This window comes from Acidimicrobiales bacterium (assembly GCA_016794585.1).
Taxonomy (GTDB): Bacteria; Actinomycetota; Acidimicrobiia; order Acidimicrobiales; family DATDAH01; genus JAEUJM01.
Window position 1 is genome coordinate 266,035 of sequence record JAEUJM010000013.1, and the last position, 15,526, is coordinate 281,560.

At 74.0% G+C, this 15,526-nt stretch carries 10 protein-coding genes; 6 read left to right on the forward strand and 4 right to left on the reverse strand.

Going from position 1 to position 15,526, the window contains the following annotated elements; genetic code table 11:
• Window positions 1-84 precede the first annotated feature (84 nt).
• The 4 genes from JNK12_06940 to JNK12_06955 all read right to left on the reverse strand — a co-directional run bounded on the left by JNK12_06940 (window position 85) and on the right by JNK12_06955 (window position 4,789).
• Window positions 85-672, reverse strand: coding sequence for an LPXTG cell wall anchor domain-containing protein (locus JNK12_06940; protein ID MBL8775646.1), 588 nt, complete (start codon window positions 670-672; stop codon window positions 85-87).
• 34 nt (window positions 673-706) lie between these two features.
• Window positions 707-2,527 carry a hypothetical protein gene (locus tag JNK12_06945; GenBank protein MBL8775647.1) on the reverse strand — a complete coding sequence of 607 codons (1,821 nt, stop codon included), beginning with the start codon at window positions 2,525-2,527 and terminating at the stop codon, window positions 707-709.
• Window positions 2,528-2,588: 61 nt separating this feature from the next.
• The gene (locus tag JNK12_06950; protein ID MBL8775648.1) at window positions 2,589-3,947 is read right to left on the reverse strand and encodes a hypothetical protein; all 1,359 of its coding nucleotides are present in this window, start codon (window positions 3,945-3,947) and stop codon (window positions 2,589-2,591) included.
• 35 nt (window positions 3,948-3,982) lie between these two features.
• Window positions 3,983-4,789 carry a class I SAM-dependent methyltransferase gene (locus tag JNK12_06955; GenBank protein MBL8775649.1) on the reverse strand — a complete coding sequence of 269 codons (807 nt, stop codon included), beginning with the start codon at window positions 4,787-4,789 and terminating at the stop codon, window positions 3,983-3,985.
• Window positions 4,790-4,910: 121 nt separating this feature from the next.
• On the opposite strand from JNK12_06955, the gene JNK12_06960 reads away from it, so the two are divergent.
• From JNK12_06960 to JNK12_06985, 6 genes are all read left to right on the forward strand, one after another.
• Complete coding sequence (locus tag JNK12_06960) at window positions 4,911-5,936, forward strand: hypothetical protein (GenBank protein MBL8775650.1); 1,026 nt, start codon at window positions 4,911-4,913, stop codon at window positions 5,934-5,936.
• Window positions 5,933-7,213, forward strand: coding sequence for an acyltransferase (locus JNK12_06965; GenBank protein MBL8775651.1), 1,281 nt, complete (start codon window positions 5,933-5,935; stop codon window positions 7,211-7,213). The genes JNK12_06960 and JNK12_06965 overlap by 4 nt, the downstream gene beginning before the upstream one ends.
• A complete protein-coding gene (locus JNK12_06970; protein ID MBL8775652.1) occupies window positions 7,210-8,442 on the forward strand; it encodes an acyltransferase in 1,233 nt (410 codons plus the stop codon). Before JNK12_06965 ends, JNK12_06970 begins: the two co-directional genes overlap by 4 nt.
• Before the next feature lie 71 nt (window positions 8,443-8,513).
• On the forward strand, window positions 8,514-12,335 hold the full coding sequence (locus tag JNK12_06975; protein MBL8775653.1) for a DUF3367 domain-containing protein: 3,822 nt from the start codon (window positions 8,514-8,516) through the stop codon (window positions 12,333-12,335).
• Window positions 12,332-13,678, forward strand: a complete 1,347-nt coding sequence (locus tag JNK12_06980) for a hypothetical protein (GenBank protein MBL8775654.1) — start codon at window positions 12,332-12,334, stop codon at window positions 13,676-13,678. Before JNK12_06975 ends, JNK12_06980 begins: the two co-directional genes overlap by 4 nt.
• Window positions 13,675-14,427 carry a hypothetical protein gene (locus JNK12_06985; protein ID MBL8775655.1) on the forward strand — a complete coding sequence of 251 codons (753 nt, stop codon included), beginning with the start codon at window positions 13,675-13,677 and terminating at the stop codon, window positions 14,425-14,427. The genes JNK12_06980 and JNK12_06985 overlap by 4 nt, the downstream gene beginning before the upstream one ends.
• Window positions 14,428-15,526: the final 1,099 nt, after the last annotated feature.

Below are 15,526 nucleotides of genomic sequence, written 5' to 3' on the forward strand. Positions count from 1 at the left end.
CCGACCTGATCAGGTCAGGGGCGTGCGGTAACGCGAACCAGCCGCCCCGTCAGGGGCGGCTGGTTCGTCGTTCGGTTGGAAGGATCAGGCGGTCGTCTTGGCGAAGCGACGACGGGCGCCGAACACGGCGGCCCCGCCGAGCACCACCAGCGCAGCGCCCACACCGACGAGCGTGCCGGTGTTGTTCGAGCCGGTGCGGGCGAGGTTGGTCACCTCGTTGCCCACCACCTCGAAGCCGAGGACCCGGCAGAGCGCCTCGCCACCGGTGTCGGTACCGCACACCTCGAGGCCACAGTCACCGGCCGGCACGTCGGGCACGACGTACGAGAAGGTGAAGGTCGTCCCGGTGGACGGGCCTTCGAAGACCACGGTCGGGCCACACGAGAGGGTGGCCGTGACGGTCGAGCCGGCGGCGTAGCCGTGCACGGTGCAGGTGACGGTGTCGCCCACGGCGGCACTGGCCGGCGAGCAGCCGTCGTCCGAGCCGGTCGACGCGGCGATGTAGGCGTCGATGTCGAAGTTGCCCTGGTCGTCCACGAACTGCGACGGATCCTGGTCCTCCTGGTCACCGGCCTGGGCCGAGGCCGGGCCGAGGGTGGCGAGCAGCAGCATGCCGCTCAGGAACAGCCCACCCAGGACTGCACGAAGGATGTTGCGCATGGAACTCGTCACGGATGTCCTCCCAAGACAGATGAACGAGAGACTGTTATAGCACGCCAGTCGGCACAGACGTGGATTCTCGTGAGGACCGTCGCCACGCGGCGGCCACGGCCACGAGCCACACGACGTCGCCGACCAGCACGAGGAGGGCGGGCCAGTACCAGAGCGGGCCCTCGCCGGCTGGCAGCCGGAGGCGTCCGTCGGCCCCCACGGCGGCGGGCTCGGTCCCCCGCAGCCATCCCGTGGCCCCCGGGCGGGACCACGTGGCCGCACCCGAGGAGGCCAGGTCGACGAGGGGCGCCACGGGCCCGCTCGCCTCCAGCACCTCGCCGTCGTCGGCAACCACCTCGCCCTGCCAGCCCGTCACCTCGAACAGTTCGAGGGTGGGGCCGTCCACCACCCGACGCAGGTCGGGATCGTCTCGGAGCGAGAGGTAGGTCTGCCAGTCGATGTCGTGCTGGAGCACGACCCAGCGGACCCCGAGGTCGGCGAGCCGTCGGCCCACCGGCTCGCCGGCCCGGACGCGGAGGGCGAGCAGGTCCATCGCCGCCTCGCGCCCGTCGGCGCGCTCCTGGGCGGGGTCGTCCAGGTTCGGGTCCGAGGCCACCAGCACGTCGCCCCCGAGGTAGAGCGGCATGACGTCGTTGACGCGGCGACCACCGGCGACGTTCAGGTTGAAGTACTGCGCCCACGGCAGCGACACGACCGAGCCCCCGCCGTCCCGGATCACCTCGCGGGCCTCTGCCCACTCGTCGGGGATGCGCACGGCCTCCAGCTGACCGCCCGCGCCCCAGAGCCCTGGCACGGCCAGCCAGACCGCCGCGACCACCGGGAGGGCCAACCAGGCCGCCCGCCGGGCACCCGTCACGCCGCCGGCCAGGCGACGCGCGCCAAGGGCCGCCGCCGGCGCCATCCACACCAGGTAGAGCGGGAGCAGCCGCTGCCCCTCGCGCAGGGGTGCGCCCACCGGTGTCGCCGCGACGCGGCCGAACACGGTGTCCAGCCCGGGCAGGGCGCTGGCGAGGGCGACGCCCACGGCCAGGGCCGCCAGCCACCCCGCGGGCCGGCGCCAGGCCCCCGGCAGCGCCTGGTGGCCGAGGACGGCCAGCACCAGGAGCGCCCCACCGAGCAATGCCACCCCCAGCTGACCGTGTCCCACCTGGAAGGTGTCCTGCCAGAACCCGTGACCGGCGAGGAGCCGGAACGGCCCCCCGAGGCCGGGCGCGCGGGTGGCGAAGTCGTCGCCGGCGGCGAGGCGCACCCCCTGGCGGAACACGACGAGCCCGGGCACCAGCCAGAGCAGTTGGCCCACGAGCACCGCCCCGGCGACGCGACCGACCCGGCGGGTGGGACCGTCGGCGATCACGCCGGCGCCGGCCGCGAGCAGGGCGAAGATCCCGCCGCCGATGCCGCAGGCACCGAGCGCGGCGGCGGCCAGCAGCGTGCGGGCGATGGAGGCCGACGGCCGCAGGAGGTGGGGCAGGCACCACGGCAGCGCCGCCGCGGCCAGCGCCACGCCCAGGTAGCCGGTGGCCACCCGCGTCACGAGGAACGGGCCGGCCGCGTAGAGGAGGCCGCCGGCGAGGCGGGTGGGCACGCCACGGTCGCCCACGAGGCGTTGGGCACCGACGAAGGCGACCGCGAAGGTCCCCACCAGCACGACCTTGGCGACGGCGGCGCCGTCCACGAGGACCGATGCCCAGGCGAGCGGCACCATGAACGGGAGACGGCGGGGCAGCTCCGGGCCGAGGCCCCAGACCCCTTGCGGGACGGGGATCTCCGGGGTCAGGACGAGGTCGAGGTTGAACAACGCCCCTGGGGCCAGGGCCGGGCCGAGCACGAGGAGGCCGAGCACCGTCCCCGCCACCCACGGCCACCATCCGCCGACCGCACCGACCGCACCTTCCGCGTCGGCGGGCCGAGGCCCGTCAGCCGGGACGGAGGGCACCGGACGAGGCGGGCTCGTCGCTGTCGGGCGCCTCGAGCCAGGCGGCGTCCGAGGCCAGCGACCGCGAGCCGGAGCGGCGGGACGTCACGACGATCGCCGTCACCGCAGCGATCGAGTTGCCGATCAGCCACGCCTGCGCGGCACCCCGGATGCCGTCGTCACCGACGAGGAGGACGGCGGGCAGGAGGATGCCGGCCGCGAGCGTGACCGAGATGATGACGATGGCGTGCACGTCCTCGACGACCCGCGCCTTGGTCAGGCAGATCGAGGTGATGGCCCATCCCACGCCCGCGAGCACGAGGGTGGGGAGGATGTCGGCGGCATCGGCGTAGTCGTCACCGTAGATGAGGGTCACGATCTGGCTCCCGAAGCGACCGGCCACCGCCACCACCGCCATGAAGCCGAGGGCCAGCCCGAGGGCGAGCCGGACCTGGCGCCGCAGGTCGGCGCCCCCCTTGCCACCCTCGACAAGGAGCACCTGCCCGAGGGTGTGCGGGACCAGGAAGATCACGGTCGTGATGCTGAAGGCGACGTACCACGCCGCGTACTGGGGCGACGAGACCTCGACGGCGACGATCAGGGGAAGGGCGAACGTGGGGGCCTGCACCGCGAGGATGCCCAGGTAGTTCACCGAGGAGTAGCGCAGCCCCGCCCGCCAGGACGGGGGCAGCGGGCCGAGAAGCCGCGGCGAGCGGCGTCGGGCCATCAGGACGCCGACACCGACGAAGCCCGACAGTGCCGGGATCCCGACCACGACGAGGAACAGCCACAGCGCGTCGTCGGCGAGGGGGCGCACCAGGACCAGCACGAAACGGACGATCCCGACCACGGCCACGCGGGCGAAGACCCAGCCCCACCGGCGGAGGGCCATGAGCCGGACCTCGAGCAGGATCGCGCACGACATGCCGAACACGACGGTGAAGAAGATGAGGAAGCCGGCCGGCCCGCCCCACTGGAGGAGCGTGTCGGCCATGGACTGGGGCAGGAAGACGACGAACAGCGCCGTGCCGAGCAGCGACGACGCGCCCGTGTAGACGATCGACCAGTTGAACAGGACGGTCGACGGGGCGCCGTCGTCGGGCGCGTAGCGAGCGACCGCGACCGGCAGCCCCATGTTGGTGAGGTAGTTGATGAAGAGGACCCCGGTGAACAGCGCCGAGGCGCGCCCGACGTCGGTCTTGGTGTCGAGCTGGGTGGCGATCAGCCAGAACGCGAAGCCGAAGAACGCGTTGGCCGCCACGCTGGCGAGCAGCCAGAACGAGCCCCGGAGGAGGTGCCCGTGCTCACCGACGAGCGCGTCGGGTCGCCGGAGGCGGCCCCGGCGCCCGGCGCCGATCACCGACGCGGGTTCGGGGTCCGAGCCACCGGCCCCGCTCAGTGGGGCCAGACCTGGTCGCGGTGACCGAGCAGGCGGGCGACCGAGTCGAGCTTCGCGAGGATGAGGGCCTTGATCACGACGTTGCGGGCGAACCACGGCAGCTGCGCGGCCTGGGAGAGGGCGTTGCGCCCCCGGTCGGCGAGGTCGAGGCGCTCGCACCGGTAGGCCGTCATCGACGTGGTGCGGCCGAGGTACCGGAAGCGCCCGCTGAAGAAGAGGGTGGCCATGATGGCCAGGGTGACGCCGACGGAGCTGAAGGAGTCGTGGATGAGCAAGGTCCCGCCGTCGGCGACACGATCGCCCCATCGGCGGATGTCGTCGCGGGCGGGTGCGTACCGGTGGGCGCCGTCGATGTAGAGCAGGTCGATGGGGCCTTCGACCGCGTCCAGGGCCTCCTGGCTCGGGCGCCGCACGTGGCGCACGCGGTCGGCGACGCCGGCGTCGGCGAGGTTGGCGTGGAAGGCCTCGTTGTCCCGCTGGCCCTCTTCGGGGACGGCCTTGATCTGCTGCGGGCCGCGGTCGTTGCCGCCGTGCGGGTCGATCGCCACCACCTCGACGCCGGCGGCCGCGGCGCTGGCCAGGACGATGGCCGACCGGCCGCGGTAGCTGCCGATCTCGACCACGGTGGCGGGCGGGCGCAGGACCGAGGCCCGGTCCCACAGCCAACGGGCCTGGGCGGGGGTCATCCACCCCTCGACGTGGGCGACCGAGGCGAGCACGTCCGAAAAGCGGCGCGGGGGCGCGGCTTCGGCGGGCTCGTCGGGCACCGAGGTGGCGGGGACGGAGACGGCGTCGTTGCTCATGGGCGAGGTGGCGATGACCGGGGCAGGGGGCAGGTGCGGTCCGGGGCCGATCGGCGCGTCGCGCCGATCGGGCGACACCGCCGCCGTCCGGGCGCGTGGACCAACCTAGGATAGACCCACTGTGACTTCGAACCAGACCGAGGCCGACGACGAGGCCACCGACACCCACCCCGATGCCGACCAGGACGACGCGCTCGAGCGCGCCGACGAGACGACACCGGACGACGACGGAGACCCGCCCGAGGCGACGAGCGCGACCGACGCCGAGCCCGACGACACCGCCGACACCGCCGACACGGGCGCCACTGGCGACCAGGGCGAGGACGCCGTCGGTGCCCCGGCGCTCGGCGACGAGGAGGAGGACGACGATGGCGAAGGCCCGAGCCGGGTGGTGCTGCTGGTCGGCGCCGCCGTGGCGTTCGTGGCCATCGCCATCGTGGGGATCCTGATCGCGAGCGGCGGAGGCGACAGCGGCGGGGGCGGCGACGACGCCGGCCCGGCGCCCGCCGACGCCCGCACCGACGTCGGCATCTTCGGGACCATCGACCAGTTCGACCGTCCCGACTCGGCCACCAGCATGGGCGACTTCGCGCCGGGCCGGCCGTGGACCGCGGACGCAGGCACGTGGGGCATCGACGGAGGTGAGGCGTACCTCGTCCAGAGCGGCGAGTTCCGCAACCACTCGGTCATCGGCCTGGGACAGGGCGACGGCGGCGCGCAGGTGCGCCTCGACAAGGTGGTGAACGGCGCCGGACTCGTGTTCCGGTACGTCGGGCCCTACAACTACTGGGCCGTCGTGGCCGTGCCCGACGTCGCGACCTGGAACATCATCAAGGTGACCGACGGCAACCAGGAGGTCGTCGGCAACACCGGCCAGTCGCCCACCAGCGACGGCAGCACCGTCGGTGTCCGCCTCCGGGGCGACACCATCGACGTGATCGTCAACGGCCGCATCCGCAAGACCATCGTCGACGACTTCCAGGTCGACGCCGGCAAGGTCGGCATCACGGCTCGTGGTCCGGAGTCGGGGGACGCCCGCTTCGACGACTTCGTGGCGGGCCTACCCGGTGGCGTGCCCCTCACCGGCGGCGGGGGCAACGGGGGGAACGGCGCGGGGGGCTCGTCGACGACGACCTCGGCACCGTGACCCCGTCGGGCGCCGCCGCGCCCCGGACGGAGCCCGACCGCTTCTTCCCCGGGATCGACGGTCTGCGCGCCGCGGCGGCCCTGCTGGTCCTCGTCTTCCACGTCGCCGAGCGAGCCGGGCTGAACCGGGGCGACACCACTTCGTGGGTGGCGGACTACACCAGCCAGTTCGGCCGCCTCGGCGTGTCGATCTTCTTCGCCATCTCCGGCTTCCTGCTCTACCGCCCGTTCGTGGCTGCCCACCTCGCCGACCGGCCCGGCCCGGCGCTCGGCGGGTACTTCCGTCGCCGCTTCCTGCGCATCTTCCCCGCCTACTGGCTGGCACTGGTGGGCTACCTGCTCCTGGCGTCGCCGGAGCTCCGGGACTCGATCCGCGACCACCTGCTCCTGCGGGTGTCGCTGCTCCAGGGCTGGTCGGACACCCTCGCCCTGTCCGGCGTGAGCGTGGCCTGGACGCTCACCATCGAGCTCACCTTCTACCTCGTGCTCCCGCTGTACGCCTGGCTGGTGCGCCGCCTCGCACGGTCCCTCGGGCGGGGCCAGGCCATGACCGCCGAACTGCTGGGCCTCGGGGCGTTCTACCTCCTCGGGCTCGCCGGCCGTTGGCTGCTCGCCGACAAGGTGCTCCCCATCGGCGGCCTGGCGCCGTGGATGGACCTGTTCGCGATGGGCATGGTCATCGCGGTGTACCGCGCCCGCCAGCGCGAGGGCGGGGGAACCCCGGCGGTGTTCAAGTACCTGGGTCGCTACCCGGTGCTCGGGCTGGTCCTGGCCCTCGAGCTCGTCTGGGTGGTGGCGCAGCTCGACGTGCCCCGGGGATTCCAGCCCAAGTCGTTGGGCGACGAGTACGCCCGCCACTTCCTGTACGGCTTCGTCGGCTTCGCGCTGCTGGCCCCCTTGGTGTTCGGCAACCAGGCCAAGGGCGCCTACCGACGCGTCCTGTGCTGGCGGCCGGTGCGCTGGACGGGTGAGGTCTCCTACGGGGTGTACCTGTGGCACGTGCTGGTGCTGTACCTGCTGACCGAGGGCCTCCGTCCCGAGCAGGTGGACTTCTGGCCCGTACTCGGCGCCACCTTCGCCATCACCCTGGTGATCGCCTCGGCGAGCTTCGTGCTGCTCGAACGCCCGATGCAGCGCCTCCAGCTCCACCGCCTGGTCCCGCGCTCGAGCCGAGCCGCGCCGCCCGAGCCCGGGTCCGAGCCGTCCGAACCGCCCGAGCCCCCCGCGCCCACGCCGCCGGAGGCGACGACCTCCCCCAGCGGCGGCCCCCCGCCGTGAGCCTGCTCGCCCCGCTCAAGTTCAGCCCTGCGGGCCGCTACGCCCCGCTCGACGGCTACCGCGCCCTCGCCTGCCTGATGATCGTGGTGACCCACTGCGCCGAGGGCCTCCGGGTCGTCGAGGACCACCCCGTGCTCGGGGCCAACTTCCTCGGGTACTTCGCCGTCGTCGTCTTCTTCACGATGTCGGGGTTCCTCGTCTACAAGCCGTTCGTCGACCGCCACCTGGCCGGGCGCCCGGCGCCCGCCACCGGTCGCTTCCTGTGGCAACGCATGCTGCGCATCTACCCCCTGTACTGGGTGGTGGTCACGGTGTACTTCCTCCAGGGCAACCAGAACGTCCCGGGCCTGTGGGGGTACGTCCGCGTCTACCTGCTGTTGCAGATCTACCGCCCCGACACCTTCGGCCGGGGCATCCTCGCCGCATGGACGCTCGCGGTGGACATCAGCTTCTACCTGGTCGTCCCCCTCCTGGCCCTCGCCGCCCGCAAGGTGGCCCACCACATCGGCTCGTCCAAGCGGGCCCGCCTCCAGGGCGAGATCGTGGTGGTCCTTCTGTTCGCGCTCCTCGGCCCCGTGTGGCGCTGCTTCTGGCTCCTGCAGGGCACGACGAGGCTCGTCGACCTCTGGCTCCCTTCCCAGGCCGACTTCTTCGGGCTGGGCATGGCCTTCGCACTCGTGCTCTCGTGGGTGCAGGCCGGCGGGACCGCGCCCGACCCGATGCGCTGGCTCGGTCGCTGGCCCGCCGTGTGCTTCGCCGCCGCGGTCGCTTCGTTCTTCGTCCTCGGCCAGCTCGACCTGCCGCTGGCGAAGATCAACCCCATCGACGCCTTCAAGCTCACGCCCGCCGACCAGATGGCGCGGTACTTCCTGTACCTCGTCGCCGCCTTCTTCCTCTTCGTGCCGGCCCTGCTCGGTCCACGGGGCGCGGCCTCTTCCCGCTTCTTCGGTAGTAGACCCCTCCGGGTCATGAGCGAGCTGAGCTACGGCCTCTACCTGTGGCACATGCTGTTCCTCATCCACGCCGCCGACTGGCTGGGAGGCAAGGACGTGGCCGGGTTCTGGCCCACGCTCTACATCGCGCTGGTGCTGTCGATGCTGGCGTCGCTCGTCACCTACCTGACCGTCGAGCGCCCCACGGCCCGACTCCGCAACATCGGCCTGCCCACCCTCCCGAAGAGACCCGGGCCCGGCCCGCGCCGCACCACCTCCGTCCGGCCCACGGCATGACCCCGCCGTCGGCCACGGGCCCGCGCTCCGACGCGCCTCCGTCGAGCTCGGTGGGGTGGACCCTCCCGGCGGTGACCCGCGAGCGCCTGTGGCCCACCGGGGTCCTGTTCAGCCTGCTCGCGCTCGCCGCCACGTTCTCCAACGAGCCCGGACGCTACGTGGGGGACAACCGCTTCGAGCAGTACTGGGGCCCCTTGGGACGCCTGCTGCGGGAGACGTCCCTCTGGGACGGGACCCGCGGGCTCGGCCGGGTCGGCGAGGAGTGGTGGCCGGCCAGCTACCCCATCGCGGTGCTCCGCGGCCTCGGCCTGTCCGCGCCGGTGAGCGAGCACGTGTGGCACGCCGCCGTCCTCGTGGTGGCGGGACTGGGCATGGTCGCGCTGCTGCGGGTGTTCCTCGGCCGCGTGGGCCCGGCGGCGGTGCTCGCGGGCCTCATCTACGCCTTCAACCCGTTCACCGCGACCTTCCTGCTGCCCTCGGTGCTCTTCTGGAACTACGCCATCGCTCCCTGGGTGCTGGTCATGTTCCTGCGCGGCGTCGACAACCCCCGACCGTGGCGATGGGCCGCCGGGTTCGCGCTCCTGTTGTTCTCCGCCGGCAACGCAGACACGCCCGGCACGTTCTTCGCCGTGCTGTGGATCGTCCCCGCCGCCGTCTGGGTCGTGCACGTCGACCGGCGGGCCACCTGGCGCGAGGTGGCGGCCTGGCTGCTCAAGGCCGCGCTCCTGTCCCTCCTCACGTGCGCCGCCGCCATCGCCAAGACGATGCTCGGCAGCGACCCGCTCGCCCAGCGCCTCCAGTTCACCGAGCTGCCCGAGCGGGTCAACGAGACGTCGTCCTGGGCCGAGTCGTGGCGCGGGCTCGGCTTCTGGCTCAGCTACTTCAGCGACGCCTCCGGCGCGGAGCGGCTGCCCGGCGGCACCTACTACTACGAGACGGCGCTGGGCGTCCTGATCACCTTCGTGGCGCCCGTCACCGCCGCGGTCGTGCTCTGGAAGTCACGGTGGCGGGCACGGGCGCTCTTCGGCGGCATCGCCCTGTTGAGCCTGGTGTGGATGGTCGGCTCGTACCCACCGGACGACCCGGCGCCGTCGGGCTGGCTGCTCCTGCGCGCGTACGACGCCGTGCCCGGCCTGGCCTCCCTCCGCAACACCTACAAGGCCGGGTCGGGCCTGCTCATCGGCGTCGCCGCCCTGGTGGGGGTCGGCGTCGCCATCGCCACCCCGCGCCTCGAGCGTCGGGGCCCCGGTTGGCGGGCACTCCCCGGTGCCGTGGCCGTCCTGGTCGTGGCGGCAGCCTCCCTGCCCTTCTGGAACGGCGGCCTCTACCCCGACCGCGCCACGTTCACCGAGGTGCCCGGCTACTGGGAGGAGGCCCTCGAGCACCTCGACGGCCGGGCCGGCTCGGGGCGCGTCCTCGTGCTGCCGGGGACCACCAAGACGACCTACCGCTGGGGCGAGCCGGGTGACGACATCTTCGACACCTCCCTGCGCCGCCACCCGAACGTCGTCTCCAACGCGTTCCCGCTGAGCGGCCCCCAGGCCGCGGACCTCGTCGATGCCCTCGAGGCCCGGATCGCCGAGGGCACGCTCGGCCCAGGCGAGCTCGCACCCGTCCTCGACGCGCTCGGCGTCGACCGCGTCGTGATCCGCAACGACCTCGACTGGGAGGCCTCGCAGGTCGTGCGCCCCGCCGACCTCGACCTCTTCCGCGACGACGAGGGGCTCCGCCTGGATCGCACGTTCGGCGAGCCGGGCGAGTCGGTCACCGCCGAGTCCGACACCTCGTTCACCGCGGGCCGCGAGCGCAACCTGCCTCCCGTGGAGGTCTACGCCGTCGAGGGGGCACCCGACACCGACGTCCCGCCTGGACTGGCGCGGCCCGACGTCGCCCCGCTGGTGCTCTCCGGCGACGGTGGGGGCTGGCTGCTCGCCGCCCAGGAAGGGCTGCTCGATGACGAGCGCCCCGTGGTGTACACCGGCGATCAATCGCCCGCCGAGCTGGCCCGGGCTCTCGAGTCGGGGTCGCCCCTCGTGGTCACCGACACCAACCGCCGCCGACTCACCCGTATCCGCGGCGCCGTCCCCACGCAGTCGCACACCCTCAGCGAGGGCCAGGACCTCGACCAGCCCGCGCAGGACCTGTTCGGCACCGAGGGCAGCCAGTCGGTGGCCGAGTTCCGCGATGCCACCGCGATCGAGGCCTCGTCCTCCGGAACGCGGATCACCGGCTTCCAACCGTGGCTCCAGCCCGCCAACGCGTTCGACGGCAACTACACGACCAGCTGGCTGACCGGTGGGCTCGAGGACCCGGTCGGGGCCTACCTCCGGGTCGACTTCCGCCAACCGGAGACCATCGACCGGCTCTCGCTGCTGCCCTTCCTCCCCAGCGACGCCGGCCGGCGGGTCACCGAGGTCAGCCTCCACTTCTCCACCGGCGAGCCCATCGACGTCCAGCTCGAGGAGGGCGGGACGACCGAGGTCACGTTTCCGGCCCGCACCACCGAGTTCCTGGAGCTCCGCATCGAGGACGTGAGCCGCGCCGGCACGGCGGCCGTGGGGTTCCGCGAGATCGCGGTGCCGGGGATCGACCTGACCGAGGTCATCGCCGTGCCCGACGACGTGGCGCGCGCCGCAGAGGGCGAGCCCGCACTGCAGGCCGCCCTCGCCACGGCGCCCCTGCGCTTCCTCTTCGACCGCGTGCAGGGCACGGGCCCCCAGGACGAGGAGCTCGTCATCCGTCGCAGCCTCCGGCTGGCCGCACCCCGCTCGGTCACCCTCGGCGGTCACCTCCAGCTCGACATCGCCACCACGGACCTCGAGCTGGACCGCTTCCTCTCCGGGTTCCGCGACGACGGCGTGTCGGCCTACGGGTCGACGCGGGCCCGGGGGGACCTCGAGAACCGGGGCCTCCACGCAGTGGACGGCGACCCTGCCACCGCCTGGGCCGCGCCGGCTCGTGCCGGCGAGGAGCTGACCGTGCGCTTCCCGACCCGGCCGGTGAGCCGGGTCCAGGTGACCAGCGCGGCCGACGCCGACAGCACGCCGGTCGACGAGGTGCGGATCCTGGTCGGAGGCCGTGAGGAGGCCCTCGAGCTCGCCAGCGAGCCCGGCTGCGACGAGACCCAGGCGGCCTGCGACCGCGTCGGCACGCTCGAGGTCCCGGCCACCGCCGTGGACAAGGTCGTGGTGCAACTCGCCGGGGTCGAGGCCACCGGCGCCGATGCCGGACGGCCGGCCCGCATCACCGAGGTCGCCATCAGCGACGGGTCCGACGAGCCCGTGCAGGTCGACGCTCCCGCAGCCGACGCCTGCAACGACACGAGCGTGACCGTCGACGCCCGCCCCGTCGCCTTCCGCCTCGCGGACGGCGACCTCGACCGTGCGCTGGCCGGCGAGCGCGTGCCCTTCACCGGGTGCGAGGACATCCCCCTCGCCGAGGGGCGCCACACCGTGGGCACGGCGGACGCGATCGTCGACGACCTCTCACTCGCGAGCGGGACGGTCGACGAGGTCACGCCCTCGCCGGCGCCCACCGTCGAGGTGCTCGAGCGGGGCGCCGGCCACCTGCGGCTGCGCGTCGACAGCGAGGGGGATGCCCTCGTGTCGACGGGACAGTCCTTCGACGAGGGCTGGCGCGCGACCGTCGACGGGAACGGCCTCGGCCCACCCCGCGCCGTGGAAACGCTCACCACGTGGTCGCTCCCTGCCGGCACCCACGTGGTCGACCTGACCTACGCTCCCGAACGGACCTTCCGTGGCGCGCTGCTCGCCACCGTCGTCGGGCTGGTCCTCTGCGCAGCCATCGTCCTGCGCCCGGTGCTGCGGGCCCGCCCCCGCCCCGCCTCCCCCGCCGACGCCTCCCGCCGACCCTCCCCCACCCCGCCGACGTGACCACCGCCCCCCGATTCGACCTCGACCCGCCCGCCGACGAGGCGCGGGACACGCCCCCCGGACCGCTCACCGCGGCCGTGGTCGTCGGCGGCGGCTTCGTGATCGGCGGGCCGTTCGGCCTGCTCGTTGCGGTGCTGGCCCTCGTGGTCTGGCACCGCCAGCCCCGCTGGCTGGGCGGACTGCTCGTCGGCCTGCTGGTCCTGGCCGCCCTCGGCTCCGTGGTCGGCGCCTGGCCCGGCCCGGACAGCCTCCGCCAGAGCTTCGCCGACGACCGCTCGTGGGGAGCCGCCGCCGGCCTCGGCGCCGGGGTGGCCCTCCTCGTGGCCGTCGCCCGGGCGGCCAGGGCCGACCGGGCGACGGGACCGACCCTGGCGGCGCCCCCCCGACGGGCCGACCTCGCCACGCGCGTCGGGCCCTGGCTCCCCGTCGCCGGGATCGCCGTCGTCGCCGGAGCGGTCTCCCTCGTGCTCGCCCCCGACGCGCTCGCGGCCGGCGGGCGCTCCGCCGCTGAGGCGCTCCGGGCCGGGAGCGGACTGGGACGGGCTCCGGCAGACCACCACCCGCCCCTCGCACTCGTCGTGGCGGCCGTGTTCCCGTCGGGCCTCGCGCTCGTCCAAGCGGTCCTCAGCGGCGCCACCTCGGTCGCGACCGTCTTCCTCGGCACGCGCCTCGGCGGCCGACGCACCGGACTGGCGGCCGGCGCCGTCGCTGCGGCCCTGCCCCTCGTGTGGGGCCTGAACCTCTCCGGCGCCCTCGCCGGGCTCCTCGTCGTCACGGCCCTGCTGCTGGCCTGGCCGGATCGCCTCACGGTCGCCCGGGCCTCGACCGCCGGCGTCGTACTGGTCGCCGCGGCCCTCGCCCGCCCCGAAGCCCTGCTCGTGCTCGCGGTCGTCATCGCCTGGGTGGCCGCCTGGCCGGATCGCCGTCCCGACGCCGCCACGACGCTGGCCGCGCTGGTCGGCTGGGCGGCCGGTGCACTGCTCCTGGCGGCGGTGGCCCTGCAGGATCAGACCGGCGTCTGGTGGCCGGCACGCCCCGGCCCGGCGCTCGTGCTCGACGGCGCCGCGGGCGCCGTCGCACTGGCCATCACCCTCGTCGCCGTCGTCCTCGCCGCGGACGAGCTCCGGTGGCGCGCCACGACCCACCGCCTCTCGTGGGGCCGTCACCTGCCCTGGCTGGCCCTCCCGGCCCTCGCCGCGGTCGTGGGTCTGCTCGCTCCGGTCTGGCACCGGGACCTGACCTTCGCGCTGGGGCCCCTCGTGGCCGTGGCCGCGGCCGCGCGGCTGACCCGCCTGTGGACGGCCCGTGCGCCCGAAGCGGCGCCGGCGGAGGCCCGAGCGTGAGCGGGGCCACCCCCTACACCCCCCCGTCGGGCCCGCGGGTGCAGGCCAAGCGCGTGGTGCGCCGCGCCCACGAGCTGCTCGGCGACGCCCCGGTCTTCCTGCCGCTTCAGCGCCGACTGACGCCCGAGAGCGCACGCGATCGGGCCATCACCGAGCGCACGCAACTCGTGATCGAGGGGTTCCCCCGATCGGGCAACACCTTCGCGTCCAAGGCGTTCGCCCTCAGCCAACAACGTCCCGTGGTCGTGGCCAGCCACGTGCACCTCCCGGCACAGGTGAAGCTCGCCGTCCGACGCCACGTGCCCACCATGGTGCTGGTGCGCGATCCCGTCGACGCCGCGGTGTCGATGGCCATCGCCGACCCGCATCACCGCGTCGAGCACCTGGTGCGGTACTGGACGCACTATCACCTCGAGGTGCAGCCGCTGCTCGACGAGGTCCTGCTGGTCACCTTCGAGGAGGCGACCACCGACTTCGGCCTGGTGGTGGACCGTCTCAACGCCCGCTTCGGCACCAGCTTCGACCGCTTCGACCACACCCCGGAGCACGTCCGCCAGGTCTTCGACGCCATCGACGACAAGCAGCGGGTGGTGCACGGCGACGCCCGCTACAAGGAGGCAGTGGCCCGGCCCGACGCCAGCCGCGCCGAGGCCCGTGCCGCGCTCTCCGCCCGGCTCGCCCGGCCCGAGGCCGCAGCGCTCGTCGAGCTGGCCCGGGCCCTGCACACCGCGCTGGTGGGCGACCGGTGAGGGACCGCCTCGCGGCCTGGACCCGCCGGCGCGCCCAGCCGCTGGTGGTGTCGGCGATCGTGGTGGTCGGCTGCTTCCTCCAGGCGCCAGGGCGGCTGGTGCGCGACACCAAGCTCGACCTCGTCATCGACCCGGTCGGCTTCCTCGCGCGCACGCTGCACCTCTGGGACCCCTCCGCCTCGTTCGGCCAGCTCCAGAACCAGGCCGTGGGCTACCTCTTCCCGATCGGCCCGTACTTCGCCATCGGCCACACCCTCGGCATCCCGGGGTGGGTGCTCCAGCGGGTGTGGTTCGCCGCGCTCCTCCTCGTCGGCCTGTGGGGGGCGCTTCGGGTGCTCGAGGCCATGGGCATCGGGCGGCCGGGGTCCCGGGTCCTGGGCGCCACGGCCTACGGGCTCAGCCCGTCCATCCTCACCCTCGTCGGCTTCCAGTCGGGCGCCGAGCTCCCCCACGCGCTGCTGCCCTGGGCCCTCCTGCCCCTGGTCATCGGCGCCCGGCGGGGCACACCCCGTCGGGCCGCCGCGCTCTCGGGGCTCGCCATCGTCGCCATGGGCGGGGTCAACGCCGCGGCCACCGCCGCCGTGCTGGTCCTTCCCGCGCTCTGGCTCCTCACCCGCCGCGCGGGCCCGCGCCGGCGGGCGCTGATGGGGTGGTGGGCCCTCTCGGTCGTCCTGGCCACCACGTGGTGGGGGGTGGCCCTGGTGCTCCAGGGAAAATACGGCCTGCCCTTCGCGGACTTCACGGAGACCGCGTCCATCACCACCAACACGACCTCCGCCGTGGAGGTCCTCCGCGGCACCAGCAACTGGGTGGGCTACCTGGTCGTGGGCGGCCGCCCATGGCTCCAGGGGGCGTGGTCGCTCATCACCCTGCCCGCCGCGGTCGTCGCCACCGCGCTCATCACCGCGCTGGGCCTGGGCGGCCTCGCCCGCAAGGATCTCCCCGAGCGCACGTTCTGGGCGGTCACCGTCGCGGTCGCGGCGACGATCATGGCCGCGGGGTACGCCGGCCCCTTCGGCGGCGGCGCCGCCGACCCCGTCCGGGACCTCCTCGACGGCCCCCTGGCCGCGTTCCGCAACCTCCACAAGTTCAGCCCCGT